The sequence below is a fragment of the Curtobacterium sp. Leaf154 genome (genome assembly GCF_001424595.1).
GTDB lineage: Bacteria > Actinomycetota > Actinomycetes > Actinomycetales > Microbacteriaceae > Curtobacterium > Curtobacterium poinsettiae.
This window is the reverse complement of the sequence record NZ_LMOS01000003.1, coordinates 271,753-298,512: the sequence shown is the minus strand read 5'-3', so window position 1 is coordinate 298,512 and position 26,760 is coordinate 271,753. Positions and strand designations below refer to the sequence as shown.

General features: G+C 70.4%; 24 protein-coding genes. 13 read left to right on the top strand and 11 right to left on the bottom strand.

Annotated features, from left to right (window positions below; all coding sequences use genetic code 11):
* Positions 1 to 43: 43 nt before the first annotated feature.
* The 4 genes from mmsB to ASF75_RS06040 form a co-directional block, all read right to left on the bottom strand.
* A complete protein-coding gene (gene mmsB, locus ASF75_RS06055) occupies positions 44 to 1,336 on the bottom strand; it encodes a multiple monosaccharide ABC transporter permease (RefSeq protein WP_056069640.1) in 1,293 nt (430 codons plus the stop codon).
* The gene (gene mmsA, locus ASF75_RS06050) at positions 1,333 to 2,856 is read right to left on the bottom strand and encodes a multiple monosaccharide ABC transporter ATP-binding protein (RefSeq protein ID WP_042538695.1); all 1,524 of its coding nucleotides are present in this window, start codon (positions 2,854 to 2,856) and stop codon (positions 1,333 to 1,335) included. The genes mmsB and mmsA overlap by 4 nt, the downstream gene beginning before the upstream one ends.
* Before the next feature lie 547 nt (positions 2,857 to 3,403).
* Entirely contained in the window at positions 3,404 to 4,423 is a 1,020-nt protein-coding gene (locus ASF75_RS06045) for a LacI family DNA-binding transcriptional regulator (protein ID WP_017886425.1), read from the bottom strand.
* 116 nt (positions 4,424 to 4,539) lie between these two features.
* The gene (locus ASF75_RS06040) at positions 4,540 to 5,589 is read right to left on the bottom strand and encodes a magnesium and cobalt transport protein CorA (protein ID WP_056069638.1); all 1,050 of its coding nucleotides are present in this window, start codon (positions 5,587 to 5,589) and stop codon (positions 4,540 to 4,542) included.
* Between the two features lie 329 nt (positions 5,590 to 5,918).
* On the opposite strand from ASF75_RS06040, the gene ASF75_RS06035 reads away from it, so the two are divergent.
* The gene (locus tag ASF75_RS06035; protein WP_056069636.1) at positions 5,919 to 6,782 is read left to right on the top strand and encodes a hypothetical protein; all 864 of its coding nucleotides are present in this window, start codon (positions 5,919 to 5,921) and stop codon (positions 6,780 to 6,782) included.
* Positions 6,783 to 6,897: 115 nt separating this feature from the next.
* Here the strand turns inward: ASF75_RS06035 and idi are convergent, their stop codons facing one another.
* Positions 6,898 to 7,440 carry an isopentenyl-diphosphate Delta-isomerase gene (gene idi, locus ASF75_RS06030; RefSeq protein WP_056069633.1) on the bottom strand — a complete coding sequence of 181 codons (543 nt, stop codon included), beginning with the start codon at positions 7,438 to 7,440 and terminating at the stop codon, positions 6,898 to 6,900.
* Positions 7,441 to 7,461: 21 nt separating this feature from the next.
* Here idi and ASF75_RS06025 point away from each other — a divergent pair, with 21 nt between their 5' ends.
* The 7 genes from ASF75_RS06025 (at position 7,462) to ASF75_RS05995 (ending at position 13,880) form a co-directional block, all read left to right on the top strand.
* Positions 7,462 to 8,520: a polyprenyl synthetase family protein gene (locus ASF75_RS06025; protein WP_017886421.1), complete on the top strand. Its 1,059-nt coding sequence runs from the start codon at positions 7,462 to 7,464 to the stop codon at positions 8,518 to 8,520.
* Positions 8,517 to 9,455, top strand: coding sequence for a phytoene/squalene synthase family protein (locus ASF75_RS06020; RefSeq protein ID WP_017886420.1), 939 nt, complete (start codon positions 8,517 to 8,519; stop codon positions 9,453 to 9,455). The genes ASF75_RS06025 and ASF75_RS06020 overlap by 4 nt, the downstream gene beginning before the upstream one ends.
* On the top strand, positions 9,452 to 11,092 hold the full coding sequence (gene crtI, locus ASF75_RS06015; RefSeq protein WP_082509494.1) for a phytoene desaturase family protein: 1,641 nt from the start codon (positions 9,452 to 9,454) through the stop codon (positions 11,090 to 11,092). Before ASF75_RS06020 ends, crtI begins: the two co-directional genes overlap by 4 nt.
* The gene (locus ASF75_RS06010; RefSeq protein WP_017886418.1) at positions 11,092 to 11,424 is read left to right on the top strand and encodes a lycopene cyclase domain-containing protein; all 333 of its coding nucleotides are present in this window, start codon (positions 11,092 to 11,094) and stop codon (positions 11,422 to 11,424) included. Before crtI ends, ASF75_RS06010 begins: the two co-directional genes overlap by 1 nt.
* Positions 11,421 to 11,840 (top strand): lycopene cyclase domain-containing protein, encoded by a 420-nt coding sequence (locus ASF75_RS06005; protein ID WP_017886417.1) that lies wholly within the window; start codon positions 11,421 to 11,423, stop codon positions 11,838 to 11,840. The genes ASF75_RS06010 and ASF75_RS06005 overlap by 4 nt, the downstream gene beginning before the upstream one ends.
* Positions 11,837 to 12,763, top strand: a complete 927-nt coding sequence (locus ASF75_RS06000; protein ID WP_056069630.1) for a prenyltransferase — start codon at positions 11,837 to 11,839, stop codon at positions 12,761 to 12,763. Before ASF75_RS06005 ends, ASF75_RS06000 begins: the two co-directional genes overlap by 4 nt.
* 73 nt (positions 12,764 to 12,836) lie before the next feature.
* The gene (locus ASF75_RS05995) at positions 12,837 to 13,880 is read left to right on the top strand and encodes a Gfo/Idh/MocA family protein (RefSeq protein WP_017886415.1); all 1,044 of its coding nucleotides are present in this window, start codon (positions 12,837 to 12,839) and stop codon (positions 13,878 to 13,880) included.
* A gap of 166 nt (positions 13,881 to 14,046) precedes the next feature.
* Here ASF75_RS05995 and ASF75_RS05990 read toward each other — a convergent pair whose 3' ends face one another.
* On the bottom strand, positions 14,047 to 14,787 hold the full coding sequence (locus tag ASF75_RS05990) for an MBL fold metallo-hydrolase (protein WP_042538661.1): 741 nt from the start codon (positions 14,785 to 14,787) through the stop codon (positions 14,047 to 14,049).
* Between the two features lie 63 nt (positions 14,788 to 14,850).
* Between ASF75_RS05990 and ASF75_RS05985 the strand changes: the two genes are divergently transcribed.
* The 4 genes from ASF75_RS05985 (at position 14,851) to ASF75_RS05970 (ending at position 17,661) form a co-directional block, all read left to right on the top strand.
* Entirely contained in the window at positions 14,851 to 15,366 is a 516-nt protein-coding gene (locus ASF75_RS05985; protein ID WP_056069626.1) for a hypothetical protein, read from the top strand.
* Positions 15,367 to 15,370: 4 nt separating this feature from the next.
* Positions 15,371 to 16,402 (top strand): YihY/virulence factor BrkB family protein, encoded by a 1,032-nt coding sequence (locus ASF75_RS05980; protein WP_056069624.1) that lies wholly within the window; start codon positions 15,371 to 15,373, stop codon positions 16,400 to 16,402.
* A gap of 61 nt (positions 16,403 to 16,463) precedes the next feature.
* Positions 16,464 to 16,955 (top strand): VTT domain-containing protein, encoded by a 492-nt coding sequence (locus ASF75_RS05975; RefSeq protein ID WP_056069621.1) that lies wholly within the window; start codon positions 16,464 to 16,466, stop codon positions 16,953 to 16,955.
* Positions 16,956 to 16,965: 10 nt separating this feature from the next.
* Positions 16,966 to 17,661: an SDR family oxidoreductase gene (locus ASF75_RS05970; protein ID WP_056069618.1), complete on the top strand. Its 696-nt coding sequence runs from the start codon at positions 16,966 to 16,968 to the stop codon at positions 17,659 to 17,661.
* Positions 17,662 to 17,679: 18 nt separating this feature from the next.
* Here the strand turns inward: ASF75_RS05970 and ASF75_RS05965 are convergent, their stop codons facing one another.
* Positions 17,680 to 19,311 (bottom strand): ABC-F family ATP-binding cassette domain-containing protein, encoded by a 1,632-nt coding sequence (locus ASF75_RS05965; RefSeq protein ID WP_056069616.1) that lies wholly within the window; start codon positions 19,309 to 19,311, stop codon positions 17,680 to 17,682.
* 274 nt (positions 19,312 to 19,585) lie between these two features.
* Here ASF75_RS05965 and ASF75_RS05960 point away from each other — a divergent pair, with 274 nt between their 5' ends.
* Complete coding sequence (locus ASF75_RS05960; protein ID WP_056069613.1) at positions 19,586 to 20,011, top strand: DUF3151 domain-containing protein; 426 nt, start codon at positions 19,586 to 19,588, stop codon at positions 20,009 to 20,011.
* Positions 20,012 to 20,105: 94 nt separating this feature from the next.
* Here ASF75_RS05960 and ASF75_RS05955 read toward each other — a convergent pair whose 3' ends face one another.
* From ASF75_RS05955 to ASF75_RS05940, 4 genes are read right to left on the bottom strand one after another with little or no spacing between them, the layout of a single operon-like run.
* Positions 20,106 to 23,141 carry a glycoside hydrolase family 2 TIM barrel-domain containing protein gene (locus tag ASF75_RS05955; RefSeq protein ID WP_056069610.1) on the bottom strand — a complete coding sequence of 1,012 codons (3,036 nt, stop codon included), beginning with the start codon at positions 23,139 to 23,141 and terminating at the stop codon, positions 20,106 to 20,108.
* Positions 23,138 to 24,073 carry a carbohydrate ABC transporter permease gene (locus ASF75_RS05950; RefSeq protein WP_156463801.1) on the bottom strand — a complete coding sequence of 312 codons (936 nt, stop codon included), beginning with the start codon at positions 24,071 to 24,073 and terminating at the stop codon, positions 23,138 to 23,140. The genes ASF75_RS05955 and ASF75_RS05950 overlap by 4 nt, the downstream gene beginning before the upstream one ends.
* Entirely contained in the window at positions 24,070 to 25,185 is a 1,116-nt protein-coding gene (locus ASF75_RS05945; protein ID WP_056069609.1) for a carbohydrate ABC transporter permease, read from the bottom strand. Before ASF75_RS05945 ends, ASF75_RS05950 begins: the two co-directional genes overlap by 4 nt.
* The gene (locus ASF75_RS05940; RefSeq protein WP_056069606.1) at positions 25,182 to 26,540 is read right to left on the bottom strand and encodes an extracellular solute-binding protein; all 1,359 of its coding nucleotides are present in this window, start codon (positions 26,538 to 26,540) and stop codon (positions 25,182 to 25,184) included. The genes ASF75_RS05945 and ASF75_RS05940 overlap by 4 nt, the downstream gene beginning before the upstream one ends.
* Between the last annotated feature and the right edge of the window lie 220 nt (positions 26,541 to 26,760).

Sequence of the window (26,760 nt, the reverse complement as noted above, 5' to 3'; positions counted from 1 at the left end):
TGAGGAGGTGTGGGGCCGAGGCCCCAGTGTGGGGAGTTTGGGACTAGGGGAGGGTCGGCTTGTCGGGCTGATCGTCGATCGACCGCGGCTGCTGGGCGGCCACCGTGTTCTCCTCGGTGTCCTTCCGCTGGAACTGCCGCATCATGCCCCCGATGAGGGACGGACGACCCTGCGACTTCGAGTAGACGTCGAAGGCGACGGCGACGAGCAGGACGAGACCGCGGATGATCTGCACCTTGTTGGACTCGAGGCCCATCAGCTGCAGGCCGTTCGACAGCAGCGCCATCACGAGACCGCCGATGATCGAGCCGGAGATCGTGCCGACACCACCGGCGACGGCTGCACCACCGACGAACACGGCGGCGATCGCGTCGAGCTCCCAGCCGGTGCCGTCCGCGGGGCCCGAGGCGCCGGAGTAGGCGACGAACACCATGCCGGCGATCGCGGCGAGGACCGACATGTTCATCATGACGAAGAAGTTGACCTTCTTCGCCGAGACGCCGGACAGGATCGCGGCGTTGGCGTTGCCACCGACGGCGTAGACCTGGCGACCGAAGATCGTGTTCTTCGTGACGAAGCCGTAGACGATGGTCAGGACACCGAGGATGATCGCGACGATCGGGACCGAGGTGCCGACCGGACCGGCGCCGAACAGGTACGTGGCGACGAGCGTGACGGCGACCAGGATGCCGGTGCGGACGATCGAGACCCACAGCGGCGGGACCTCGGCCTGCATCTTCCGGCGGCGGGCACGGCCACGGGCCTCGATGATGATGAGCGCGAGGATCGTGACGAGCCCGATGAGCAGGGTGCCGTTGCTGTAGCCGAAGTCGGGGCCGAAGTCACCGAGGAAGCCGGCGCCGATCGGGGTGAAGTCGTTCGGCACGGGGACGGACGTCGAGTTGCCGATGATCTGGTTCACGCCACGGAAGATGAGCTGACCGGCCAGCGTCACGATGAAGGCCGGGACCTTCACGAACGCCACCCAGAAGCCCTGCCAGGCGCCGATCGCGGCACCGCAGGCCAGGCCCAGGATGATCGCGGCCCACACCGGGAAGTTCCACACGGACATCGACTGCGCCACGACGATGCCGACGACGGCCGCGACCGAACCCACCGACAGGTCGATGTGCCCCGCGATGATGACCATGACCATGCCGAGCGCCAGGATCAGGATGTAGGAGTACTGCAGGAACAGGTTGATGACGTTGGTCGGCTCGAGGATGAGCCCCTTGGTCGTGACCGCGAAGAACGCGAGCAGCACGATGAGGGCGATGATCATGCCGTACTGGCCGATCGAGTTGCCCTTGCCGAAGAGCAGTTTCAGGTTGTTCATGAGGCGGTGGCGCCCTTCCGCGCGGAGGTCATGCTGCGCATGAGCGATTCGGGATCGGCCTGGTCGGCCGGGAGGTCAGCGGTGATCTGGCCCTCGAAGATGGTGTAGATCCGGTCGGAGAGACCGAGGAGTTCGGGCAGCTCGGACGAGATGAGGATGATGCCCTTCCCCTCGGCCGCGAGCTGCTGGATGATCCCGTAGATCTCGAACTTGGCGCCCACGTCGATGCCGCGGGTGGGCTCGTCGAGGATCAGGATGTCCGGGTCGGTGAACATCCACTTGGACAGGACGACCTTCTGCTGGTTGCCACCAGAGAGCTTGCCGACGTTGTCCTCGACGCTCGGCACCTTGGTGCGGAGCATCTTGCGGTACTTCTCGGCGACCGAGTACTCCTCGAGCGAGTCGACGACACCGGCCTTCGAGATCTTCTGCAGGTCGGCGGCGACCGTCGAGCGCTTCACGGTGTCGAGCAGGTTCAGGCCGAGCGCCTTGCGGTCCTCGGAGACGTAGCCGATGCCGTTCTCGATCGCCTGCTGGACGTTCGTGACCTTGATCTCGCGGCCGTCCTTGATGATCTGGCCGTCGAGCCAGGTGCCGTAGGAGCGACCGAACAGGCTCATCGCCAGCTCGGTGCGTCCGGCGCCCATCAGGCCGGCGAAGCCGACGATCTCGCCCTTGCGGACGTGGAAGTTCGACGCCTTGCAGACCAGACGCGACGGGTCGATCGGGTGCTGCACGGTCCAGTTGCGGACCTCGAAGAAGGTCTCGCCGATCTTCGGGGTGCGGTCGGGGAAACGCGACTCGAGCGAGCGGCCGACCATGCCGCGGATGATGCGGTCCTCGTTGACGCCGTCCGCCTTGACGTTGAGCGTCTCGATGGCCTTGCCGTCGCGGATGATCGTGATCTCGTCCGCGATCTGCTCGATCTCGTTGAGCTTGTGGCTGATGATGATGCTCGCGATGCCCTTGGCCTTCAGCCCGACGATCAGGTCGAGCAGGTGCTGCGAGTCGTTCTCGTTGAGCGCGGCGGTCGGCTCGTCGAGGATCAGCAGCTTGACGTCCTTGTGCAGGGCCTTCGCGATCTCGACGAGCTGCTGCTTGCCGACACCGATGTTCTTGATCTGCGTGTCCGGGTCGTCGGCCAGGCCGACGCGGGCGAGCAGGTCCTGCGCACGGAGCTGCGCGGCGGTCCAGTTGATGACGCCAGCGCGGCTCGGCTCGTTGCCCAGGAACAGGTTCTCGGTGATCGAGAGCTCCGGGACGAGCGCCAGCTCCTGGTGGATGATGACGATGCCGGCCTGCTCGGACTGCTTGATGTTCGAGAAGCGGACTTCCTCGCCCTCGTAGACGATCTCGCCGCTGTAGGTGCCGTACGGGTAGACGCCCGACAGGACCTTCATCAGGGTCGACTTGCCGGCGCCGTTCTCGCCGCAGATCGCGTGGATCTCGCCGGCGCGGACGCTGAGGGAGACGTCGGCCAGCGCCTTCACACCAGGGAACTCCTTGGTGATCGAGCGCATCTCGAGGATGGTCTCGGGTGCGGTGATCGACCGGGTCTCGAGGCCGGTGTCGATCGGGGTTGACGCCACAGTGCATCTCCTTCTGCCGCTTCGGTGCGGCAGTGTGTTCGGGTGGTTCTGCTGCGGCAGCGAAAGCACAGGGGGCCTGTGTGGACTTCGTTGTCGCGTCCGGATCCGGCGCGGTGTGACGCTCATGTGAACGGTCACATCGGCTGGACGGAGGCAATTTACGCACAGCCTCGGTGCGGCTGTCAATTCGGATTGGTCGCGTTTTCGTAACGGCGTGCGTGATCCGGAGGGAACGTCCCCCGGGTTGGGGCCAGGGGTCTCCGGAGCACGCGTTTCGTTGCGTGGATCCGCATGCTGCGGACGGGAGGCGCGTGGCGGCGCCGCCACGGGCCTCCCGTCCGGTTCGTGGGCGCGTCCGGAGCCGCGCTCGCCGTGTCGGAGCGGGCGTCCCTGGTGCTTCCGGGCGTCCCTGGTCGGAAGTTCGTGCCAGGGATGCCCGTTTGCGGCAGGTGCTCCTCCGCCGCCGGCCCCGAGCGCGTCAGCGCGTGCGGGGTGCGCTCGTCGAAGCGCGCACGACCAGCTGCGGGACGATGTCGATCGGGCGGAGGAGCTCGCCCTCACTCGGCAGCAGCAGGTCCACGCAGCGACGCCCGAGCTCGGCGAAGTCGACCTGCACCGTGGTGAGCGGCGGCCAGAAGTGCTTCGCCTCGGGGATGTCGTCGTAGCCGACCACGGACAGGTCACCCGGGACGTCGAGCCCGTACGAGCGCGCCGCGTGCATGACGCCGAGCGCCATCTGGTCGTTCGAGCAGAAGATCGCGGTGCAGTCCCGCCACCGCAGCAGCTCGCGGCCGGCGTGGTAGCCGAAGTCGGCGGTCCAGTCGCCCAGGATCGGCGGGGCGACGGCCATGTCGCGGTCGGACATCTCGCGCAGGAACCCCTGCATGCGGGCGTCGGCCTCGATCCAGTCCTGTGGGCCGGCGATGTGCCGCACGTACTCGTGCCCCAGGTCGAGCAGGTGCGCGGTCGCGAGCCGGGCCCCCTCCATCTGGTCCACCCACAGGGCCGTCGGGTCCTCGCCGACGCTGGCACGCATGGTGACGTAGGGGGTGCGGATTCCGAGCTCGGCGATCAGGTCGAAGACCCGCTGCTGGGGCGCGATGACGACGATGCCCTCGACGTCCAGGTCGAGCAGGTGTCCGAGCCCTTCACGCACGGCGGCGTCGGTCGCCTCGGCGATGTTCGCCGTCGTGACGGAGTAGCCGCGCAGCATCGCGGCGTCCTCGATCGCCTGCAGTGCGACCGCGGGACCGTAGTGGGCGCGACGGGCCGTCAGGACGCCGATCGTGTGCGTCCGGCTCGTCACCAGGGCGCGCGCGGCCCGGTTCGGCCGGTACTGCAGCTGCTCCATGGCCGCCAGGACCTTGTCCCGCGTCTCGGCCCGGATCGCGTCCGAGTTGTTCAGCACCCGCGAGACGGTCTGGTGCGAGACGCCCGCGATCCGTGCGACGTCACGGATGCTGGGCGAACGCGGTTGCTGTGTCCGCGATGACGCCATTGCTGCTCGTTTCCGCCCGGGTGTCGTGGCACATCGATGTGCACGTTCACATCCGGGCCAGATCATTATGCACGTCCAGCGGATCGGCGCCACCTGTGCGCCGATCCGCCGTCCGCTCAGAGCCAGTTGCGCTTGCGGAAGATCGCCCAGAGCACGCCCATCAGCAGGAGCATGCCGAGGATCGCGACCGGGTAGCCGTAGTGCCAGTGCAGCTCGGGCATGTGGTCGAAGTTCATCCCGTAGACACCGGCGATCAGGCCGGGCGCGAACAGGATCGCCGCCCACGACGAGATCTTCTTGACCTCCTCGCCCTGGCGGTGTGCTGCCCGGGCGAGTTGCCGGCTCTCCTCGCCCTGCGCCAGGCTCGCGCTGGTCATCCGCCGCATCGCCTCGTTCTGCTCCTGCGACACCAGGGTGGCGTGCAGGGTCAGGGCGTTCTCGAGCAGGGCGCGGAACGAGTCGACCCGCTCGGTGACGCGGAGCGCGTGGTCGTGCACGTTGCGGAGCCGGTGCTGTACGTCGTCGTCCACGCCGTACTTGTCGGCACCGCGGAGCAGCCCGGTCACCATCGCGGGCACCGGGGTGGTCGCGCGCTGGAACGCCAGGACCTCGCTGAGCAGCTGGTAGATGCGCTTCGAGACCCCGGGGTCGACCTGCCCGGCGAACAGCTGGTCCTCGATGGCGTCGATCTGCTCCTGCAGCACCTGGACGACGGGGCCGTACCCGTCGACGACCTCGTCGAGCACCGCCGCGGTGACCGCCTCGGACCCCTTCGCCAGGAACTCCGGGTCCGCCTCGACCTGTGCCCGCAGTGCCGCCAGGTCGGGTCGAGCGGCGTGCCGGACGCTGACGACGAAGTGGTCGCCGACGAACAGGTGGACCTCGCCGAACTCCACGGTGCCCTCGGACGGGTCGAACCAGGCCGGCCGGAGCACCAGGAACAGGGTGTCGCCGTACCGCTCGAGCTTGGCGCGCTGGTGCCCCTTGCGGGCGTCCTCGACGGCGTTCTCGTGCAGGTCGAACTCGGTGGCGACGGCCTCGAGCTCGTGCGGGTCGGGCCGGAGCAGCCCGATCCAGGTCAGGTCACCACGAGCCGGGCGCGACAGGGTCGACGGAGACTCCACGCGGCGTCCCCGGACGTAGATCGCGTTGTCGATCAGTGCCATGTGCGTGCTCCTTCGGTGGGGAGCAGGCGGGCGCGATGGCACCCCGGAGTCGATCCGGGGCGGGGCAGGGTCAGCGAACGGGCGCGACGACCGACACGGGCGGCCGGCCCGATCGAGGATGGTCACCCGACATCGCGCCTCACCTGCCCTTCTCGTCTCGTCGTGGCGGCGCCCAGAGCGCTGCCGAGCGTCGAGCGTACGCCTGCGGCGCAGGTCGGACAACTTCGATCTCGGCTTTCCACATCGGTCATGAGAACCCTTGCTGCACCCCGAACCGGACGCTAGTGTCCTGATATCCAGCACACTGGATGTCAACACGAAGGAGTGTCATGGTCAAGAAGCAGTCGCCCACCATCGGGATCATCCTGGCGTCGATCGGGTGCGTCGCCTTGTCGTTCGCCCCGGGGTTCCGCGATGTCGCCGTCGTGTGGTGGCTCCTGGGCGCCGCCGGCATCGGCACAGCGTCGATCCGTGAGATGCGACCGAGGCGCCCCCGTCAGAAGCGCACGCTGGCACTCTCGGGGGTGGCGTTCGTCGCCGCGGCCGCCGCAGCGATCGCGCTCGTCGGCGTCGTGGCGCCGGCACGAGCCGACGCGTCGAGTGCCGTGACGGTCACGGACCCCTCCGGCACAGGACGGCTCGTCCAGCTCGCTTCGCAGCTCCGAGTCGAAGGGCGCAACCGGAGTTCGAACGCGGTCTCGGCGGCTCGGGAAGCGGGGTACTCCGCACGCTCAGGACTGCGACCTGACTGGGCTGGTGCCACTGCCTACACCTACGAGGGCGCCGACGTCGTCTCGGTCCCGCTCCTCGGGACCGACGTCCCGGAGATGACGAAGCTCTCGTTCGTGACCGTGGACGGTGAGACGACCATCACCGAGATGGCCTCCGCGATGACGTCCGCAACCGTGGTGCACTTCGCGATGTGGCAGGACGGTCAGCTGACCAAGAACGTGGACCTCACACAGGGAACCGAAGCGGAGCAGGCATCGTCCGTCGGGACGTACGGCCTCGACTGGAAGCGACTGAACAACTGCCTCAACAGCATCGGGATCAGCTGGGCGGTGATCGCAGTCCTCGGCGTCGCGTGCGGCGCAGCCTGCGCGACCATGGTGCTCTGCGTTCCGTGTCTCGCCGCGGCGGCTGGCTTCACGACGGGCGCGATCGCGAAGTGCGTGTCGAACGCCTGGTCCTGAGCAGCCCGGTAGGGGCCTGGCAGGCGTCGCTGTCCACCCTGCCAGGCCGCAACGGCCGGCTCCGCGCAGCGCCGGCGCGCATTCGCGCAGTCGCTCAGGCGCAGGTGCACACGCGTCAGCGCGTGACGTGCAACCCAGCGGTCTCGAGCTCGGCCAGCTGCCACCCGAGCCACGGGCTCCAGGCGAACGGCGCACCGGCGACGGCCTGCCTGAGAGAATCCTCGGACAGCCAGGCCCACTCGGCGACCTCGTCGTCCGCGGGCGCCGGGGTGTCGTCGGTCACGGCACGGAAGACGGGGCAGACCTCGTTCTCCACGATGCCCGACGCGTCGACCGCGCGGTACCGGAACTCCGGCAGCACGACCTCGACGTCACGGATGGTGATGCCGAGTTCGCGAGCGGCGCGACGGGCGATCGCGTCCTCGAAGGACTCGTCCGGACCGGGGTGACCGCAGAAGGTGTTCGTCCACACCCCCGGCCAGGTCTTCTTCGACAGCGCTCGTCGGGTCACCAGGACGTCGCCGTCGGTGTTCCGGACGTGGCACGAGAAGGCCAGGTGCAGGGGCGTGTGGGCAGTGTGGACCGTGAACTTGTCCGCCGTGCCGATCGGGGTACGGTCGTCGGACAGGAGCACCACGGATTCAGGGAAAGCGTTCATCTGAGTCGATAGGTTAGGCCAATGAGCGAGGAAGCGACCACCGTGCCGCACATCGACCTCGCGCTCGTCGACGACTGCCTCGAGCGCTTCTTCGCCGTGTCGTCGGCGCGCGCCGAGCGCTACGGCCGACCGTCGGAAGAGCTGTGGCGCGTGCTCCGCAAGGCGAGCATGGGCGGCAAGCGCTTCCGGCCCCGCATGGTCATGACCGCGTACGCCGGCATGGGCGGCACCGACGCGCACGCCGCCGCCAACGTCGCGGCGGCCTACGAACTCCTGCACACCGCGCTGGTGGTGCACGACGACGTCATCGACCGTGACTGGTCGCGCCGCGGGCAGCCGAACGTCGCCGGGTCGTTCCGTGACAACGGGACGACGGGTGGACTGCCGTTGCCGACCGCCGAGCACCGGGGGATGAGTGCCGCTGTGATCGCCGGTGACCTGGCGCTCGCCGGGGCACCTCGGTTCATCGAGGCCGCGGGCGTCGACGGCACCCGGCGTGAGCGGTTGCTCGAGCTGTTCGACGAGGCCGTGTTCGCCAGCGCCGCCGGCGAGATGACCGACGTCGACCTGGCACTCGGGGTGATGCCGACGGTGGACGAGGTCCTGGCGATGGAGCGGGCGAAGACGAGCGTGTACTCGTTCGAGGCGCCGCTGCAGTCCGGTGCGGTACTGGCCGGCGCCGACGAGGAGATCGTCACCGCCCTCGGTGCCTTCGGCCGCGAGATCGGCATCGCCTACCAGATCGTCGACGACCTGCTCGGGGTGTTCGGCGACGAGACCATGACCGGCAAGACCGTGCTCGGCGACCTGCGCGAGGGCAAGCGCACCATGCTCATCGCGTACGCGGCGACCACCGACTGCTGGCCCGACCTCGAGCCGTACCTGGGTGACCCGGACCTGACCGAGGCCCGCGCGGACGAGGTCCGTGCGACCCTGGTGTCCTGCGGTGCGCGCGGCGCCGCGGAAGCACGTGTCGCTGACCACACCGCACTCGCCCGGGCCGAACTCGCCCGGCTGCCGTACGAACTCGCCGACCGCCTGGAGGCCCTCGTGACCGAACTCGTGGAGCGCGCCCGGTGACCCACAGCACCACCACGGCGACCGGATCCCGTCCGGCTCGCCTCCAGCTCTACGACGCGACGGCCGAGGCCGCGTCGGGTGTCGTCATCGACCGGTACTCCACGTCCTTCGGCCTGGCGAGCCGCATGCTCGCCCGCGACACGCGCGAGCACATCCGCAACGTCTACGCGCTGGTCCGCGTCGCGGACGAGGTCGTCGACGGCCCCGCGACCGAGGCCGGGCTCGACCGCGAGCTCGCCCGGACCGTGCTCGACGAGCTCGAGGCCGACACCGAACGGGCCATCGCGCTCGGCTTCTCGGTGAACCCGGTGGTCCACGCCTTCGCCCGCACCGCCCGCACCACCGGCTTCGGCGCCGAGCTCACCGCCCCGTTCTTCGCCTCGATGCGCATGGACCTCGAGCGCACCGAGCACGACGACGCCTCGTTCGACGCGTACGTGTACGGCTCGGCCGAGGTCGTGGGCCTGATGTGCCTGCGTGCGTTCGTGTACCGCGCGGGCAAGCCGACGTTCGACCAGGCCGAGCTCGTAGCCGGGGCGCGTGCGCTCGGTGCGGCGTTCCAGAAGGTGAACTTCCTGCGTGACCTGCACGCCGACTTCGAGGTGCTCGGTCGCTCGTACTTCCCGGGCGTCGACATCCGTTCCTTCGACGAGGCCACGAAGCACCGCCTGGTCGCCGACGTGCAGGCCGACCTCGACCACGCCGCGCGGACGATCCGCCTGCTGCCGGCCGATGCCCGCAACGCCGTCGGGCTCGCACACGCGCTCTTCCAGGAACTCAACGACCGACTCGCGCGCACCCCGGCGAGCCGTCTCGTCACGACGCGCGTGCGCGTCCCCAACCCGGTGAAGGTCCGCCTCGCGGCACAGGTCCTCGCCGGACGCGGACCGCTCCGGTCGCGCGCAACCACCCACCGGCCAGGAGGCTCGTCATGACCCCGCCCCGCGCCTCCCGACCGAAGACGGTCGCCCCCACCACCCGGCGCAAGGTGCCGGCACGTCGTGCCGTCGTCATCGGCGGCGGCATCAGCGGCCTGGCGGCCGCTGCGCTGCTCGCCCGCGACGGCTTCTCGGTGACGGTGCTCGAGCAGCGCACGCAGCTCGGCGGCCGTGCCGGTTCGTGGGAGCAGGACGGGTTCCGGTTCGACACCGGGCCGTCGTGGTACCTCATGCCCGAGGTGTTCGACCACTTCTTCCAGCTGCTCGGCACGTCAGCCGAGGCCGAGCTCGACCTGGTGAAGCTCGACCCCGGCTACCGCGTCTACAGCGAGGGCCACGACGAGCCGATCGACCTGCGCGCCGACGCCGAGGCCAACATCGAGCTGTTCGAGTCCATCGAGCCCGGTGCCGGCGAGCGGATGCGGAAGTACCTGGCGTCGGCCGAGGACACCTACCGGATGGCCGTCCGCCGGTTCCTGTACACGACGTTCCAGGACCTCACGAAGCTCGCGGCACCCGACGTGCTCCGGCGCCTGCCGAAGCTCGCGCGCCTGCTGCTCGAGCCGCTCTCGACCTTCGCCGAGACCGCCGTGCGCGATCGCCGCCTGTGGCAGATCCTCGGCTACCCGGCGGTGTTCCTCGGCACGAGCCCGTACGCGGCGCCGAGCATGTACCACCTGATGAGCCACCTGGACCTGTCCGACGGCGTGCTCTACCCGAAGGGCGGCATCACCGAGGTGATCTCCGCCGTCGAGCGGGTCGCCCGTGCCGAGGGCGCGAAGATCATCGCCGGCGCGAAGGTCGAACGGATCGTCGTCGAGGACGGCGTCGCCACCGGTGTCGTCCACCGCGACCGCGACGGCGTGCAGCACACGGCCCCCGCGGACCTCGTGGTCAGCGCGGCCGACCTGCAGCACACCGAGATGCAGCTGCTCGAGCGGGAGCACCGCACCCACGGTGCCGACCACTGGAAGAAGCGCGACCCGGGGCCGAGCGCGGTGCTCGTGTACCTGGGCATCGACGGTCCGACGCCGGGGCTGCTGCACCACACCCTGATGTTCACCGCGGACTGGAAGGCCAACTTCGGCGCGATCTTCGGGGACGACCGGCACGTGCCGGACCCCGCGTCGATCTACGTCTGCGCCCCGTCCGAGACCGACCCGAGCGTCTCCCCGCCCGGCACCAGCAACCTGTTCATCCTGGTGCCCCTGCCCGCCGACCTGTCGATCGGCAAGGGCGGCATCGACGGCGCCGGTGACTACCAGGTCGAGCAGATCGCCGACCGTGCGATCGACGTGCTGGCCGAGCGTGCCGGGGTGCCGGACCTGCGCGACCGCATCCGGGTCCGTCGCACCATCGGGCCCCGCGACTTCGCCGACGACCTGAACGCCTGGAGCGGCTCGATGCTCGGTCCGGCGCACACGCTGAAGCAGAGCGCGTTCTTCCGCGAGAAGAACGCGTCGAAGAAGGTCGAGGGGCTGTACTACGTCGGCGCCTCGACGATCCCGGGCATCGGTCTGCCGATGTGCCTGATCAGCGCCGAGGTCCTGCTCAAGCGCATCCACGGCGACCGGAGCACCGAGCCGCTGCCGACACCCCTCGGGGCCCCGAGGGACCGGACCGAGACCGCCTGATGCCCGGGCTGTACCTCGCCGGCCTGGTGGTGTCCCTGGTCGGCATGACCGTGCTGGACGCCCGCTTCCGGTTGTTCTTCTGGCGGGCGCCGTGGCGGGCGGCGGCCGTGACGGTCGTCGGGGTCGCGTTCTTCATGGTGTGGGACATCGCCGGTGTCGCGGCCGGCATCTTCTTCATCGGGCCGCAGAACCTGCTCACCGGGGTGCTCCTGGCGCCCGAGGTCCCGCTCGAGGAGCTCTTCTTCCTGCTGCTGCTCTGCTACTCGACGATGGACCTGGTCGGGTTCGTCCGGCCGCTCGTCCAGCGGGCGACCGACCGGCGGCAGGCGTGAACGGCGCCGGGGCGTACGCGCTCCTGGCCCTGCCGTTCTTCGGCGTCACGGCCGCCGTCGGCGTCATCGCCGGGGTCGTCGCCGCGCGCCGTGCACGCGCCGCGGGTCGGCTGCCCGCGGTGGGCCGCCGGGTCGCGGTGCTCACGTCCGTGATCGCGGGCATCGCGCTGCTGGTGATGACGATGGTGTTCGACAACGTCATCGTCACGCTGCGCATCGTCGCCTACGACCCCTCGCTCATCAGCGGTGCGAAGATCGGTGCGATCCCGGTCGAAGACCTCGCCTACGCGATGTCCGCCATCGTGCTGCTGCCCAGCCTGTGGGTCCTGTTCGACCGGACCGGCGCGCGCCCCGCGCCCCACCCGACCCCAGCACCAGCACCAGCGGAGCCAGCACCAGCAGAGGACACGAAGTGAACGCCAGCACCGCCTCCAGGCCGTCGACCCTGCGCGCCCTGTTCGTGTCGTCGCGGCCGATCAGCTGGGTGAACACCGCGTACCCGTTCGGCGCGGCGTACCTGCTCGGCAGCGGGGTCGGCGTCGAGGGCGGCGGCGGGTTCTCGCTGATGGCGTTCCTGGTCGGTGTCGTGTACTTCCTGGTGCCCTACAACCTGGCGATGTACGGCATCAACGACGTCTTCGACTACGAGTCCGACCTGCGCAACCCGCGGAAGGGCGGCGTCGAGGGCGCCCTGCTCGACAGGAGCGTGCACCGTGCCACGCTGTGGGCCGTCGTCGTCACGAACGTCCCCTTCCTCGTCGCGCTCGTGGTGCTCGGCGCGGTCAGCGGCAACGGTCCGTGGTCGTGGCTCGTCCTGGCGATCAGCGTCTTCGCGGTCATCGCGTACTCGGCGCCGGGGCTGCGGTTCAAGGAGAAGCCGTTCCTCGACTCGCTCACGTCGAGCACGCACTTCGTCTCGCCGGCGATCTTCGGTCTCGCCCTCGCTGGGCCGCACTGGACCGGCGAGCTCGTCGCCGTGTGCATCGCGTTCTTCCTGTGGGGCGTGGCCTCGCACGCGTTCGGTGCCGTGCAGGACGTCCTGGCCGACCGGGCCGGCGGCATCGGCTCGGTCGCCACCGTCATCGGTGCGCGGGCGACCGTGCGGCTGGCCTTCGTCGCGTACCTGGTCGCCGGCGTCGCCCTGCTGTTCTCGGCGTTCCCCGGGCCGATCGCCGCGATCGTGGTCCTCCCGTACGCGCTCAACGTGCTGCCGTGGTGGAACATCACCGACCAGGGCGCCGAGGCCGCGAACGCCGGCTGGAAGCGGTTCCTCTGGATCAACTACCTGGCGGGCTTCATCGTCACGATGGCACTCATCGCGTACGCCTACACGCACTGACAGACTGGACGCACGCACCGCGGCGACCGTGGTGCGACACCAGCCACGACGGCAGCCACGAAGGAGTGCACGTATGAGCGTCCGGATCATCCACGTCGGTCTCGGAGGGTGGGGCGGCAACTGGGCCCGCACCGCCATCCCAGAGGTGTCGGAAGTGCAGGTGGTCGGGATCGTCGACCCGTCGGCGCCGACGCTCGAGGCCGTGCGGACCGACCTCGGGCTCCCGGCCTCCGCCGCGTTCGCGTCCCTGACCGAGGCGCTCGCCACGGTCGAGGCCGATGCCGTCGTCATCACCGCCCCGGCCGTGACGCACGTGCCGCTCGCGCTCGAGGCGCTCGAGGCCGGCAAGCACGTCCTGGTCGAGAAGCCGTTCGCGAACACCACCGACGAGGCCGTCACCGCGGTCCGCCGCGCCGAGGAGCTCGGCCTGGTGCTGCAGGTCAGCCAGAACTACCGCTGGTACCCGGCACCGCGGGTCGTGCAGGAGATGCTCGAGGCCGACGTCGTCGGTGAGGTCTCCGCGATCAACGTCGACTTCCGGCAGTGGGACAACGACCAGCCCGCCGAGACGTACCCGCACTACCGGTTCCCGCACGCGATGATCAACGACATGGCGATCCACCACTTCGACCTGCTCCGGATGATCACCGGGCAAGAGGCCGTCCGCGTCTTCGCCAAGGCCAGCTACCCCGCCTACAGCAAGTACCAGGACGAAGCGGTCGCCTCGATGATCATCGAGCTCGACGGCGGCACGGTCGTCAACTACCGCGGCAGCTGGCTGAGCCGCGGCCCGCGCACCGCGTGGGCCGGCGAGTGGAGCATCGAGGGTGAGGACGGCGAAGTCTGGTTCACGAGCCGCGACGGCGAGCCGAACGCCGTTGCCGGCGACCGGGTGACCGTCCGCCGCACCCAGGACGACGAGGCCGAAGTGGTCGAGCTCCCCGTGCTCGCACACACCGACCGCCAGGGCGGCCTGCAGGCGTTCGCCCGCTCGGTGCAGGGCGGTCCCGCCCCGGAGACGAGTGGGCGCGACAACCTGCGGAGCCTCGCGCTGATGGAGGCCGCCGGCCGCTCCGCGGCGTCCGGCCTGCCCGAGGACGTCGTCGTCCCGTCCTGACCGCACCCACCGACGGCCTGGAGGCACGGGGCGGGCCCGCACCGCGCCTCCAGGCCGTCGTCGGTCGCTCCACCGCGTCGGTGACCTTTCGCGGTCACCGACAGTCCACGCGTCGGAGCGCCCGTGACGTGTCGCTGCGCGCGTGGACTCGCGAGCTGGTCTCGCGTCAGGCGGCGCCCGCCGCCCGCCGCGCCTGCGCGACGGCGCGCCGCACGCCGAGCGACCAGGCTGGCCCGTGGCCCGGCAGCACGTGCTTCGCCTCGGTGTCCGCCAGCAGCTCGAGCGACGCGACCGCCGTGTCGACGTCCGACGTCGCCGCAGGTGCGACGATCCGCGGTCCGATCCCGCCGGTGTACGGGTCGAAGGTGACGAGCGCGTCCCCGGCGATCACGGCGTCGCGGTCGGCGAAGTGCAGGGCCACGTGCCCGTCGGTGTGCCCGGGTGTCTCGATGATCCACGGGGTGCCCGGCACGTCGGCGCGGTTCTCCAGCGGCTCGGTGTCGGCGATGCCGTCGACCGTGGCCGCACCGGCGAGCAGCATCCGACCCAGGGGACGCAGGCCGCCCGGGTGCAGCGCCACGAACCCGAAGCGGTTCGCCTGGGGCCGGTACGAGTACGGGTGCGCGGCGAGGTGCCGGTCGCCCGGGTGCACGAAGACGGGCGTGCCCCAGTCGCGGTGCATCCGCGCAGCGGTTCCGACGTGGTCGAAGTGCCCGTGCGTGAGCAGCAGGCCCTCGACCCGATCGGGCGTGTAGCCCAGGTCGTGCACGGCGAGCTGCAGGTGCGGCCACGCGGCGGGCAACCCCGCGTCGATGACGAGCAACCGGTCGCCGGTCTCGACGAGGTACGTGTTGGTGTGAGCGATCTCGAGGCGGTGGATCCCCTCGGCGGTGTCCCGGAAGAGCATGTGCGGCACGGTAGGCGCGGGCTGCTGGGCAGCATCCCGGGTGGGACGTGTACGAAATGGGGAATGGCCAAGGACAGTCTGCCCGAGCTCGAACTCGCCAACGTGCGCACGCGCGAGCGCATCACGGACACCGTGACGGAGCTGAAGCGGCGCGCGGACCTGCCCGCCCGCACCCGTCTGGCGGTCGCCAAGACGAAGCAGCGGTGGCACCGCGACCCCACGCCCCTGGTGGCGATGGGGCTGACCGGCCTGACCGGTGTCGCGGCGATCGTCCTCGGCATCGCGCTCCGGAACAAGCCCGCCGGGCACCTGGCGCAGCCACCGGCGAGCTCGGCCTTCACCGCGCTGCTGCCGTTCGGCGCTCGGGGCGACGCCCCGTCGGCGCAGGAGCGGTCGCAGGGCGGTCGGAAGGGTCGCAAGGCACGGGCGAAGGCCGCCGAGGAAGCCCTCGAGCGTGACCCGGCGCACCGGGGCCGCGTGAAGCAGCAGGTCGGCATCGCCGCGGTGCAGCGACGCGCGAACAAGAACCGCAAGCAGGCGGTCAAGCGGTCGAAGGCGGCCGTGAAGGCGAGAGGCTAGTCCCATGGCGCACGAAGAGCAGAAGCCGGACCCGGACGACTCCCGGAAGCCCGGCAACCCCACCGACCTGAAGAAGCCGACGCTCGTCTACACGCTGAAGAAGACGCTGCGCGAGTTCACGAGCGACCAGTGCACCGACCTGGCCGCGAGCCTGACGTACTACTCGGTGCTCGCGCTGTTCCCCGGGCTGCTGGCGGTCGTGTCGATCCTGGGCCTGGTGTCGGACCCGGCGAAGACCATCGACACCCTGCTCCAGGTCATCCGCAACATCGGCGGCGGTGACGTCGCGAACCTGCTCAAGGACCCGGTGAACGGCCTCGTCCGCTCGCCCGCCGCCCCCGTGACCTTCATCGTCGGTCTGCTCGGTGCGCTCTGGTCGGCCTCCGGCTACGTCGGCGCCTTCGGTCGCTCGATGAACCGGATCTACAACGTCCGCGAGGGCCGGCCGATCTGGAAGCTCCGCCCGACCATGCTGGGCGTCACGGTGACCACCGTCGTCCTGCTCGTGGTCGGCCTGCTCGTGCTGGTGAGCGGGCCGCTCGCCCGGAGCTTCGGCGACGTCATCGGCCTGGGCGACGTCGCCGCGACGGTGCTCCTCATCGTGCAGTGGCCGATCCTGCTCGTCATCGCGATCATCGTCGTCGCGGTGCTCTACTACTGGTCGCCGAACGTCAAGCAGCCGAAGTTCCGCTGGGTCAGCGGCGGGTCGATCCTGGCGATCCTCATCTGGGTCATCGCGAGCGTCGGGTTCGGGTTCTACGTCGGGAACTTCTCGAACTACAACGCCACGTACGGCTCCCTGGGTGGGGTCATCGTGTTCCTGCTGTGGATCTGGATCACGAACAACGCCCTGCTCTTCGGTGCCGAGTTCGACGCCGAGATCGAGCGGGGCCGCGAGCTGCAGGCCGGCATCCGTGCAGAGGAGGACATCCAGCTCCCCGAGCGCGACACCCGCCAGATCGAGAAGCAGGACGAGCAGCGCGCGCAGGACGTGCTCGAGGGCATCCGCATCCGCCAGAGCGTCGACAACGACTGACCGTCGCGCGACCGAGCGGCGCTGACGGGCGCTCTCCGGTTCGGGACGCTACGGTGCGAGCGTGCCGTCCTTCCTCGAGGGGCTCCCGTTCCGGTGGCTCGTCCTCGCGCTCTTCGCGATCGTGTTCTGCCGTGCGCAGGCCACGTACTGGGTCGCGCGGCTCGCTGTGACGGGTGCGTCCCGCTCGCGGTGGGGCGGGTGGCTGCGGTCGCCGGCGGTCCGTCGTGGTTCGGCGCTGCTCGACCGCTGGGGCCTGCCCGTCGTCACGGTGAGCTTCGTTGTGGTCGGCCTGCAGACGGTGATGAACGCCGCGGCGGGGCTGGCGCGGGTCGCCTGGTGGCGGTACACGATCGCGATGGTGCCGGGGTGCGTGGCATGGGCATTCCTGTACGCGACCGTCGGGCTCGCCGTGTTCTGGGCGGTCGTCGCGGCGCTCGCCGGCTCGCCGTGGGGCATCGCGGCGCTCGTGGGCCTGGTGGTCGTCGCCGGCGTCGCGCTGACGGTCCTGCGTCGTCGTCGCGATCGCACAGGAGGCCCGGCCCGGCTTCCGTAGGCTGGCCTCCGTGACGACAGACCAGCTCCAGAACCGTCCGGTCGCCCTGGTGACCGGAGCCACCCGCGGCATCGGCCGCGCGATCGCCGCCGACCTCGGCCGCACCCACCACGTGCTCGTGGGCGGCCGGTCCACCGACGCCGTGGACGCCCTCGTCCAGGAGCTGCCGAGCGCGGCGCCGTTCGTCGGTGACCTGGGCGCGGGCGAAGTCCCGGCGCTGCCGGATCGGCTCGACGTGCTCGTGCACTCGGCCGGTGTCGAGCAGGGCACCACCGTCGCCGACACCCCGCGCGCGGTGTGGGAGCAGGTCTTCGCGACGAACGTGTTCGCGGTCGCCGAGCTCACCCGGCTGGCGCTGCCGGCACTGCGGGCGGCCCGGGGCATCGTCGTGCCGATCAACAGCGGCTCCGGGTTCCACTCGGGCCCCGGCGGTGGCGTGTACGCGGCGTCGAAGTTCGCGCTGCGGGCCTTCGCCGACGCCCTGCGCGAAGAGGAGCGGGCGAACGGCGTGCGGGTGTCGAGCGTGCACCCGGGCCGGACCGACTCGGACATGCAGCGGCAGCTCGTGGCGAAGCTCGGGGAGTCCTACGACACCGACTACTACCTGGCGCCGGAGGACGTGGCCGCCGCGGTCCGCACCGTCGTCGACCTGCCCGAGCGCGGCACCGTCGAGTCACTCGCGATCCGGCCGACCCGACGGCGCTGACGTCCGTCCCTCGACGGGTCACCGCAGCTCGATCCGTTCGTCGAGCTCGAGCCGTTCCAGGAACGTCTCGTCGTGGCTCACCACGACGAGGGCTCCCCGGTAGGCCCGCAGCGCGTCGACGAGCTGGTCGACGCTCGTCAGGTCGAGGTCGTTCGTCGGCTCGTCGAGCACGAGCAGCTGCGGTGGTGGGTCGGCGAGCACCAGGGCCGCCAGCGCCACCCGGAACCGCTCCCCGCCGGACAGGTCCCCGGCCGGGCGGTCGACGGTGTCCCCGCGCACCAGGAACTTCGCGAGCCGGTTGCGGACCTCGGCGACGGGCACGTGCGGGGCATCCCGGCGCACGTTGTCGAGCACCGTGGCGGTGTCGTCCAGGCTGTCCTTCCGCTGCGGCAGGTACGCGATCCGGTCGACGTGTGCGACGGCCGTGGTCGCCGGCAGCGGGTGCTCCCGGGCCGCGGGGTCGCCGACGAGCTGCTCGAGCAGGGTGGACTTGCCGACGCCGTTGTCCCCGGTGACGGCGATCCGTTCCGGCCCCTGCACGATGACGTCCCGTCCGCGGACGGTCACGGTGGCGATCCGACGCGATGCCGGCACGTCCGGGTCGGGCAGGGTGACGTGGATCGACTCGTCGTCGCGCAGACGGAGCTCGGCCTCGCGCTTGGACGCGAGTGCGGCGGCTTCGTCGTCCGCGTACCCGACGCGCAGTCGACCGGCGGTCTCCTGCGCCTTCTTCCGCTGCTCGTTCGCCAGGATCTTCGGCATCGAGCGTCCCGCTTTCTCGCCGGCCTTCGCCCGTCGGGCGATCTTCGTCTCCGCCTCGATGCGCTGTCGCTTCTCGGTACGGTGCCGCTGTTCGGCGACGCGGACCTCGCGCTCGACGGCTGCCTGCTGCACGGCGAGGTGCTCCTCGAACGCGCTGAACGTCCCGCCGAACACCGTCATCGCCCCGGCGCGGAGCTCCACGGTCTCGTCGACGTGTTCCAGGAGTTCCCGGTCGTGGCTGACGAGCACCAGGGTGCCGCGCCAGTCGTCGACCAGGTCGAGGAGCAGCCCGCGGGCCCGGCGGTCCAGGTTGTTCGTCGGCTCGTCCAGGAACACGATCGGCCGGGCGCGCAACCGTACCCCAGCGACGGCGACGAGCACGGACTGCCCGCCGGACAGCGTCGACACCGGCCGGTCGAGGTCGGTGCCGTCGAGCCCGACCCGGTCGAGCACCGCGGCGGCCCGTTCCTCCAGGTCCCAGTCGTCGCCGACTGCCTCGAGCTGTGCGGCCGTGGCGTCGCCGGCCAGGACGGCCCGGAGTGCGGTGAGTGTGGGCCGGACGCCGAGCAGGTCGGCGACGGTGTCGTCCTCGCCTGCGTGGGCCCACGCCGCCGGTTCCTGATCGACGCGCCAGCGGCGATCAGGCCGTGCCGGTGGGGAGAGGCGTTGCGGCAGGTGGTCGACGGGACCCGACGTCGTGATGCTGCCCGACGTGGGGTGGAGCCGGCCGGTCGCGAGCCGGACCAGCGTGGACTTGCCGGCCCCGTTCCTCCCGACCAGGCCGGTCCGGCCACGTCCGAAGGCGGCGGTGAGGTGGTCGAGCGCGACGGTGCCGTCGGGCCAGGCGAAGGTGACGTCGTGCAGGACGACGGACGGACTGGTGGGCATGGGGGTGTCTCCCGGTGTCGATGCTGGGCGCACGACACCGAAGCCACCGCGGTGCGGTGGAGCGCCCGACGGGGCGCGCGATCACGGTGTCAGCGCGTGGGCTGAGCGGTACCGGTGATCGACAGCAATCCGTCTGCTTCCGTCGGGGGACCCCCGTGTCCGCCATCCGTTCCGCCGGTCGGTCTCCCGCCCCGGCGGCCCCGCGATGACGACGAGGTGACCTCCACGGTAATCCCGTGACACGGGCACCCGCAAGGGATGACAGGCTGGGGGCATGCCGGAGAACCTGTTGCCGACCCCGTCGTCGAACCCCGAGACCCTGCTGCCCGCCGAGCCGGAGGTGACCGCCGCGATCGAGGCGGAGGCTCCCGTCGCCAGCGTGGTGGTGTCCTACCCGTCGTCGAGCCTGGCGTGGGCGCTGCTCGCCGACGAGGCGTGGGCGCGCGGCGCGACCCTCGAGTCCTATGCGTACGCCCGTGTCGGGTACCACCGTGGGCTCGATGCCCTGCGCAAGGCCGGCTGGCGCGGTGTCGGCCCGGTGCCGTGGTCGCACGGCCCCAACCGTGGCGTGCTGCGGGCGTTGTTCGCCCTGCGCCGTGCGGCCGAGGCGATCGAGGAGCCGGGCGAGGCTGAGCGCCTGACCGACTTCCTGAACGCGAGCGACCCCGAGGCGCTGCGCGCCCTGTCCGCCGGCGCGTAGCGCCCGCACGCAAAACACCGGTGTTCACACTGCACGCCGCGGGATGCGGGTGTGCAGAGTGCGAACACCGGTGTTTTGCGAGAGCCGACCCCGCCTAGCCCAGCAGCACGCTCCAACTGAACGCCTGCGGCCAGAGCTGGTGCTCCGGCAGCACGTCGAGTCCGCACGCCCGGCTGCCGAGCCCGTGCTGCGCGGCGTCGAGGTACAGGTACAGGTGGTCCGACGTCGGCAGCTCGTACGGGTGCTCGGCGCGGTCGATCTGCTGCGCGGTCCACGGCGACAGGGTGAACCCCGCACGGTGCGACCCCGCCGTCGTCACGGTGAACGGCCCGACGGACAACGAACGCAGGTCGGGCCGGTGCCCGGTCTCCTGCGGCCGCGAGTACTCCACCCCGAGTGACCGCACCGGCGCGGTGAACCGCCCGACCCGGGCAGCGTGCGACGAGTCGGCGTACGACTCGAGCGGTCCGGTCCCGAACCAGGTTGCGTCCCCGTCCGCCAGCGACGCCGGCAGGTCGAACCGCACCCCGATCCGCGGCCACGTGACGTCCCACGCGCCGAACGGCACGGCGTCGGTCTGCAGCACGAGCCCGTCGGACGTCAGGGTCCAGCGGTGCGTGACCTCGAGGCCCCACCCGCTGTTCGCCGCCGCGACGCGCACGCGTTGTTCCAGGCCGGAGTCGGTGCGCGACACCGACACCAGCCGGTGCGTCAGCCGGTCCAGCCCGCGATCGCGCCAGCGCGTCGCCGACGGGGGAGCCGTCGGGTCGCCGACCCCGCGCGTGAGCACCGGGTCCGCGGTCTCGTAGCCGCCCTGTGACGCCAGGCTGTCGTTGTCGGTCGGTGCGCGCCAGAGTTCCAGGCGGGGCCCGACCACCTCGTGGCCCTTCCAGGACGCCAGGTCACCGCGCGCGTTGAACGTGCCGTCGCCCAGGTGGTCGCCGTCCCACCCTTGCCTGGAGGCCCGTGGTGCGTCCGCCGCGCGCGCCGCGACGAGCCGCTGGGTGCGTGCGACGACGTGGCCGGTGTCCGCCCACGCGGTCGGCCCCGCCAGTTCCACGGTCAGGTCGAACCAGAGCTCGTCGCCGGGTGCGAGTTCGGACGTGGCCGCGTCGAGCACCTCCGCGGGCACCGGGACCGTCGCCGACGCACGTGCGGCGACGATGCCCGTGGACAGGCGCCCCGAGGCCTCGACGACGCCGTTCCGCGACAGGGTCCAGCAGAGCCGGAGCCCGGCGGTCGAGGCCGAGTGGTACCGGTTCTCGACCAGCACCGTGGTGTCCGAGACCGCCAGGCGGATCGGGGCCACGACGGCCGCGAACTCGGCGAGCCCCGGGGTCGGGGTGTCGTCGGGCAGCACCAGGCCGTCCATCACGAAGTTGCCGTCGTGCACGACCTCGCCGAAGTCGCCGCCGTACGCGTAGTAGTCCTCGCCGGTGGGTGTCTTCGCGAGCAGGCCGTGGTCCCGCCACTCCCACACGAACCCGCCGTGCAGCCGCGGGTACCGGTCGACCAGGGCTTCGTACTCGGCGATCTGCCCGGGGCCGTTGCCCATGGCGTGCACGTACTCGCAGTGGATGAAGGGCTTCGACTTCTGGCGCGCCGCCTCGGCCGGGCCGCAGCCGAGCAGGGGCGTCGGGGTGCCGCCGCCGATCGACTCGGTCTCCTGCAGCGTCGGGTACATCCGCGAGTAGACGTCGGTGTACTCGCCCGTGTAGTCGCCCTCGTAGTGCACGGGGCGCTCCGCGTCGCGGTCGTGCACCCACTGCGACATCGCCGCGAGGTTCCGGCCGGTGCCGGACTCGTTGCCGAGCGACCACATCACGATCGACGCGTGGTTCTTGTCGCGCTCGACGGTGCGGGCGATGCGGTCGAGGTAGGCCTCGGCCCACGCCGGGTCGTCGGAGGGGTTGCCGACCCAGTCGGTGAACAGGAACCCGTGGGTCTCCAGGTCGCACTCCAGCACCACCCAGAACCCGAGCTCGTCGGCCAGGTCGAGCACGCGGGGGTGCGGCGGGTAGTGCGAGGTGCGGATGGCGTTGACGTTGTGCCGCTTCATCAGCGCCATGTCGGCGCGGGCGTGCTCCTCGTCGAACACCCGGCCGCGCACGGGGTGGGTCTCGTGCCGGTTCACGCCGTGGAACACCACGCGCTCATCGTTCACCAGGAACCGGTCGCCGACGATCGACACGGTGCGGAACCCGAGCCGGAGCGAGACGGCCTCGCCGCCGGCGGTACCGCCGGCGTCGGTGCCCGTCGACAGCGTCGCGTCGTACAGCTTCGGCAGCTCGGCGCTCCACGGCTCGACGCCCTCGACCTCGATCGGTGCGACGTCGTCGGCCGTTGCCCAGGTCACGTCGAGGCCCAGGTCGGGCACCGCGAACCGCACCGGGAACACCGCGTCGAGCGTCGGGAACGTGATCGTGCCGGTCCCCGTCTCCGGGCGCCCCGACGCCGCGGTGCCCGCCGATGCAGCCGTGCCGAGCGTCGCCTGCCAGCCGGCCTGGACGAACACGTCGTCGATCGCCGCCGTGGGGCGGGCGAGCAGCGTGACGTCGCGGAAGATGCCGGGCAGCCACCACTGGTCCTGGTCCTCCAGGTAGGACGCCGCCGACCACTGGTGCACCCGGACCGCGAGCTCGTTCGCTCCCGGCCGCACCAGTTCGGTGACGTCGAACTCGGTCGCCAGGCGCGAGCCCGTCGACCACCCCACGAGCGTCCCGTTCAGCCACACCCGGAAGTGCGACTCGACCCCGTCGAACCGCAGCAGCACCCGGCCGGCACCGTCGAACGACGACGGCAGCTCGAACGTGCGGCGGTGGTCACCGGTCGGGTTCTCCTCCGGCGGGTGCGGCGGGTCGATCGGGAACGGGTACTGCAGGTTCGTGTAGCTCGGAGCGCCGTGCCCGTGCAGCACCCAGTGCGACGGCACCGGGAGCTCACCCCAGGCCGGGTCGTCGTCCTCCCCACCCTCGGTCGCGAAGTCCTCGGAGACCGAGGCGACGGGCGACCACCGGAACCGCCAGTCCCCGTTCAGCGACAGGGACGGGGCGTCGGTGTGCAGCCAGGCACGGGGTGCAAGCCGCGAGTCGGAGCCGGGTGCGGTGGACGAGAGTGCGGAGTGGGTCAACCCTTGACCGATCCTTCCGTGAGGCCTCCACGCCAGAAGCGCTGGAGGACGATGATGGCGATGACGAGCGGGATGACCGAGACGAGCACCCCGCCGGTGGTGAGCTGGTAGAACTCCGGCAGGCGGTCGACCTGCGAGCGCCAGTTGTTCAGCCCCAGTGTTATCGGGTACAGCTTCTGGTCTGCCAGCATGATGAGCGGCAGGAAGAAGTTGTTCCAGATCCCGACCACCTGGAACAGGAACACGGTGACGAGCGCCGGGGTCATCTGCCGGAGCACCACGGTGTGGAAGATCCGCAGCTCACCGGCACCGTCGATGCGTGCCTGTTCGAGCAGGGTGGTGTCCACCGATGCGGCGGCGTACACCCGGCACAGGAACAGCCCGAACGGTGACACCAGGCTCGGGATGAGCACGCTCCAGTACGTGTCGGTCAGGCCCATCGACGAGAACAGCAGGAACAGCGGCAGTGCGGTCGCGGTCCCCGGCACGAGCACGCCGCCGAGGATCGTGCCGAACACGAACTGTCGTCCCCGGAAGTCGTACTTCGCCAGCGCGTACCCGCCGGCCGCGGCGAAGTAGGTCGCCAGGACGGCACCGACGCCGGAGTACAGGATGCTGTTCGCGATCCACCGGACGAAGATGCCGCCGTCGTAGGTGAACACCTGCTGCAGGTTGTTCCAGAGCGCGAACTCGCCGCCGAACCAGAACCCGTTGGTCGAGAACAGCGCGCCCGTGGTCTTCGTCGCGGCGATGACGACCCAGTACAGCGGGACGATGAAGTACAGCGCGACGACGACGAGGATCCCCGTGACGACGATCTGCGAGCGCGGCGACCGGTCGAGCTTGCGGCGCTGGTGCGCACTGATCGACGTAGTGTCGACCGGGACGGCGGTCTTCGCCGTGGCCGGCGCTTCGATGGCTTCACTGGTCATCGGTCAGTCCCTTCGGTGGTCGCGACGCGACCGGCCTGGAGGCCCGGGTCGGCTTGGGTGGTGACCGTGCTGCCCGCCGCAGCGCGCGTCTGGAGCGCGGTGCGGGCCTCCCGGCCGTCGCGCCGTGCGCGCTTGCGTCGGTCGCGTTCGTCCTTGGGCGGTCGGTTCGTCAGCGCGAGGAACGTGAACGACAGGATGAACGCGGCCAGCGCGATGATGACCGCCTGCGCACTCGCGACGCCGTACTCGTTGAACGCGAACGCGTTCGTGTAGGCGGCGTAGTTCGGCGTGTACTCGGTGTCGATCGCCGGGGCGACCGTCGACAGGATCTGCGGCTCCGCGAAGAGCTGCAGCGTGCCGATGATCGAGAACACCGTCGTGAGCACCAGGGCCGGCGCGATGAGCGGGATCTGGATCCGCCACGCGACCTGGAACGCGTTCGCACCGTCGACCTTGGCGGCCTCGTAGACCTCGCCGGGGATGGACTTCAGCTGCGCCACGATGATGAGCATGTTGTAGCCGGTGTAGGTCCACGTGACGATGTTCGCGATCGACCACAGCACACTGTTCGCGCCGAGGAAGTCCGGCTGCAGCCCCATCGACTGGAGCAGCGACACGATCGGTGACAGGCCCGGCACGTACAGGAACGACCACAGGATCGTGGCGATGACGCCGGGGACGCCGTAGGGCATGAAGTAGATCGCCCGGAAGAAGCCCGGCCAGCGGGCGCTCGCCGACTCGAGCAACAGCGCGAGGATCGTGCAGGCGATGATCATCACCGGGACCTGGACGATGCCGAACAGCAGCATGCGGCCGATCGAGGCGACGAACCCGCTGTCCTGCAGGGCGATCGCGTAGTTGTCGAACCCGGCGAACCGGCCGACCACACCGTCCTCACCGAACAGGCCCTCACGGTCGACGGTCGTGAACGACTGGAACAGGGCGCTGATGATCGGGATGACGAACGTCAGCAGGAACAGGGCCAGGAACGGGGCGAGCAGGATCCACGGGGCACGCTTCTGCGCGCTCGTGGCCTTCGTGCTGGTGCGGAACGCGGGGGTGCCGCCGGCCGGTCGGCCGGTGGACTGCCTGGTCGTGGTCTGCTGGGTCATCGTGCCGTCCTGACGCTGAGGCCCTTGTCCTTGAAGGACTGGACGATCTCCCGCTGTGCGAGCTCCACCGCGTCACTGAGCTTCAGGCCCGAGGTGAGCTTGCGGCGGAACTGGTTCTGCAGGCTGGTGAAGGCCGACTGGGTCACCGGGGACCACGACCAGTCGATGTTCTGTTCCTTCGAGGCCGGCACGAAGACGTCCTCGTTGTAGTTCTGCCCGGAGAACCACTTCGACGGCTTCTCGCGCTGCGCCCCGATGTAGTCGACGGCGGGCGACCAGCCGATGCCGCAGTACTTGATCATCGCGTCGATGCCCTCCTTCGAGGTGGTCATCCACGTGATGAACTCGAGCGCCTCCTTCGGGTGCTTCGCGTTCGCCAGCACCGCGGCCGTCGAGCCGCCGATGGCGCTCGAGCCGAAGCCGTCGGCGCCCCACTTCTGCATCGGGGCGACCTTCCACTTGCCCTCGCCGCCCTGCACCGACTCGATCAGGGCGTCACCCCAGCTCGCGCTGGTGACCGCGGCGATCTTGCCGCTCGCGGCCGCGGCGTACCACCCGGGGGAGTACGCACCGGCACTCGTGTCGACGAGCTTGTCGTCGATGACCCCGTCGAAGAAGTCCGCGACCATCAGGGTCTTGTCGTCGGTCATGTCGACGACCCACTCGTCGCCGTCGACCTTGAACCAGCGCGCGCCGGCCTGCTGTGCGTACGCGGCGAACGGTGAGGCGTCGGCGACCGGGAACACCTCGAGGTAGTTCTGCTTCCCGGTGCTCCGGACCTTGTCGGCCAGGTCACGCCACTCGTCCCACGTCGTCGGGGGTTCACCGCCGGCCTGCTCGAGGATCGCGGTCTGGTAGTAGAACCCCATCGGGCCGGTGTCCTGCGGGATGCCGTAGATGCCGTCGACGAACGACACCTGCGCCCACGCGGCCTCGTCGTACTTCGACTCGAAGTCCTTCGCGCCGTACCGGGCCAGGTCGACCAGGCCGTTCGCGAGCATGAACTCGGGGATCTGCCGGAGCTCGACCTGCCCGATGTCCGGGCCGCCGCCGGCCGCGAGCGCGGAGTACATCTTCTGGTACCCGCCGCTGTTGCCGCCGGGGATCCAGTTCGCCGACACCTGGATGTCCGGATGCGTCTTGTTCCAGACGTCGCAGACCTTCTGCAGGTCCTTGAGCCAGGCCCAGTAGGTGAGCTGGACGGTCTCACCCGAGGCCGCGGCGGGCACGAGGGCCGCCTTGTTGACGTTGGTCGAGCCCGGGACCGCACAGCCGGCGAGGAGTCCCGCCGCCGCGGTGCCGAGGCCGAAGCCCAACAGGTGTCGTCTCGTGATGGGTCGTGGTCGTGGCGCCATTGCCGCACTCCGTTCGTCGTTGATCGGGGTTGCCCACACCCAACCACAGAACCGAACGCCGGTGTGGTTTCGTGGCCGACTCGTTGCCGTGGATGCGGGGTCGAGGCCGGCTCAGGGCCGCCTGGGTGTTCCCTCACGACTGCGGACGGGATCAGGTCGTCGGGTGGAGTGTGGTCGCACGTGAGAGCGCCGGGGCTCGTCGGCTCCGGCATCCGTCCGA

Bases quoted from the DNA above. Each gene is read 5' to 3' on its own strand.
- mmsB (WP_056069640.1), bottom strand. From the start codon at position 1,336: ATGAACAACCTGAAACTGCTCTTCGGCAAGGGCAACTCGATCGGCCAG.
- mmsA (WP_042538695.1), bottom strand. From the start codon at position 2,856: ATGCGCTCGATCACCAAGGAGTTCCCTGGTGTGAAGGCGCTGGCCGAC.
- ASF75_RS06045 (WP_017886425.1), bottom strand. From the start codon at position 4,423: ATGGCGTCATCGCGGACACAGCAACCGCGTTCGCCCAGCATCCGTGAC.
- ASF75_RS06040 (WP_056069638.1), bottom strand. From the start codon at position 5,589: ATGGCACTGATCGACAACGCGATCTACGTCCGGGGACGCCGCGTGGAG.
- ASF75_RS06035 (WP_056069636.1), top strand. From the start codon at position 5,919: ATGGTCAAGAAGCAGTCGCCCACCATCGGGATCATCCTGGCGTCGATC.
- idi (WP_056069633.1), bottom strand. From the start codon at position 7,440: ATGAACGCTTTCCCTGAATCCGTGGTGCTCCTGTCCGACGACCGTACC.
- ASF75_RS06025 (WP_017886421.1), top strand. From the start codon at position 7,462: ATGAGCGAGGAAGCGACCACCGTGCCGCACATCGACCTCGCGCTCGTC.
- crtI (WP_082509494.1), top strand. From the start codon at position 9,452: ATGACCCCGCCCCGCGCCTCCCGACCGAAGACGGTCGCCCCCACCACC.
- ASF75_RS06010 (WP_017886418.1), top strand. From the start codon at position 11,092: ATGCCCGGGCTGTACCTCGCCGGCCTGGTGGTGTCCCTGGTCGGCATG.
- ASF75_RS05995 (WP_017886415.1), top strand. From the start codon at position 12,837: ATGAGCGTCCGGATCATCCACGTCGGTCTCGGAGGGTGGGGCGGCAAC.
- ASF75_RS05990 (WP_042538661.1), bottom strand. From the start codon at position 14,787: ATGCTCTTCCGGGACACCGCCGAGGGGATCCACCGCCTCGAGATCGCT.
- ASF75_RS05985 (WP_056069626.1), top strand. From the start codon at position 14,851: ATGGCCAAGGACAGTCTGCCCGAGCTCGAACTCGCCAACGTGCGCACG.
- ASF75_RS05980 (WP_056069624.1), top strand. From the start codon at position 15,371: ATGGCGCACGAAGAGCAGAAGCCGGACCCGGACGACTCCCGGAAGCCC.
- ASF75_RS05965 (WP_056069616.1), bottom strand. From the start codon at position 19,311: ATGCCCACCAGTCCGTCCGTCGTCCTGCACGACGTCACCTTCGCCTGG.
- ASF75_RS05960 (WP_056069613.1), top strand. From the start codon at position 19,586: ATGCCGGAGAACCTGTTGCCGACCCCGTCGTCGAACCCCGAGACCCTG.
- ASF75_RS05950 (WP_156463801.1), bottom strand. From the start codon at position 24,073: ATGACCAGTGAAGCCATCGAAGCGCCGGCCACGGCGAAGACCGCCGTC.
- ASF75_RS05945 (WP_056069609.1), bottom strand. From the start codon at position 25,185: ATGACCCAGCAGACCACGACCAGGCAGTCCACCGGCCGACCGGCCGGC.
- ASF75_RS05940 (WP_056069606.1), bottom strand. From the start codon at position 26,540: ATGGCGCCACGACCACGACCCATCACGAGACGACACCTGTTGGGCTTC.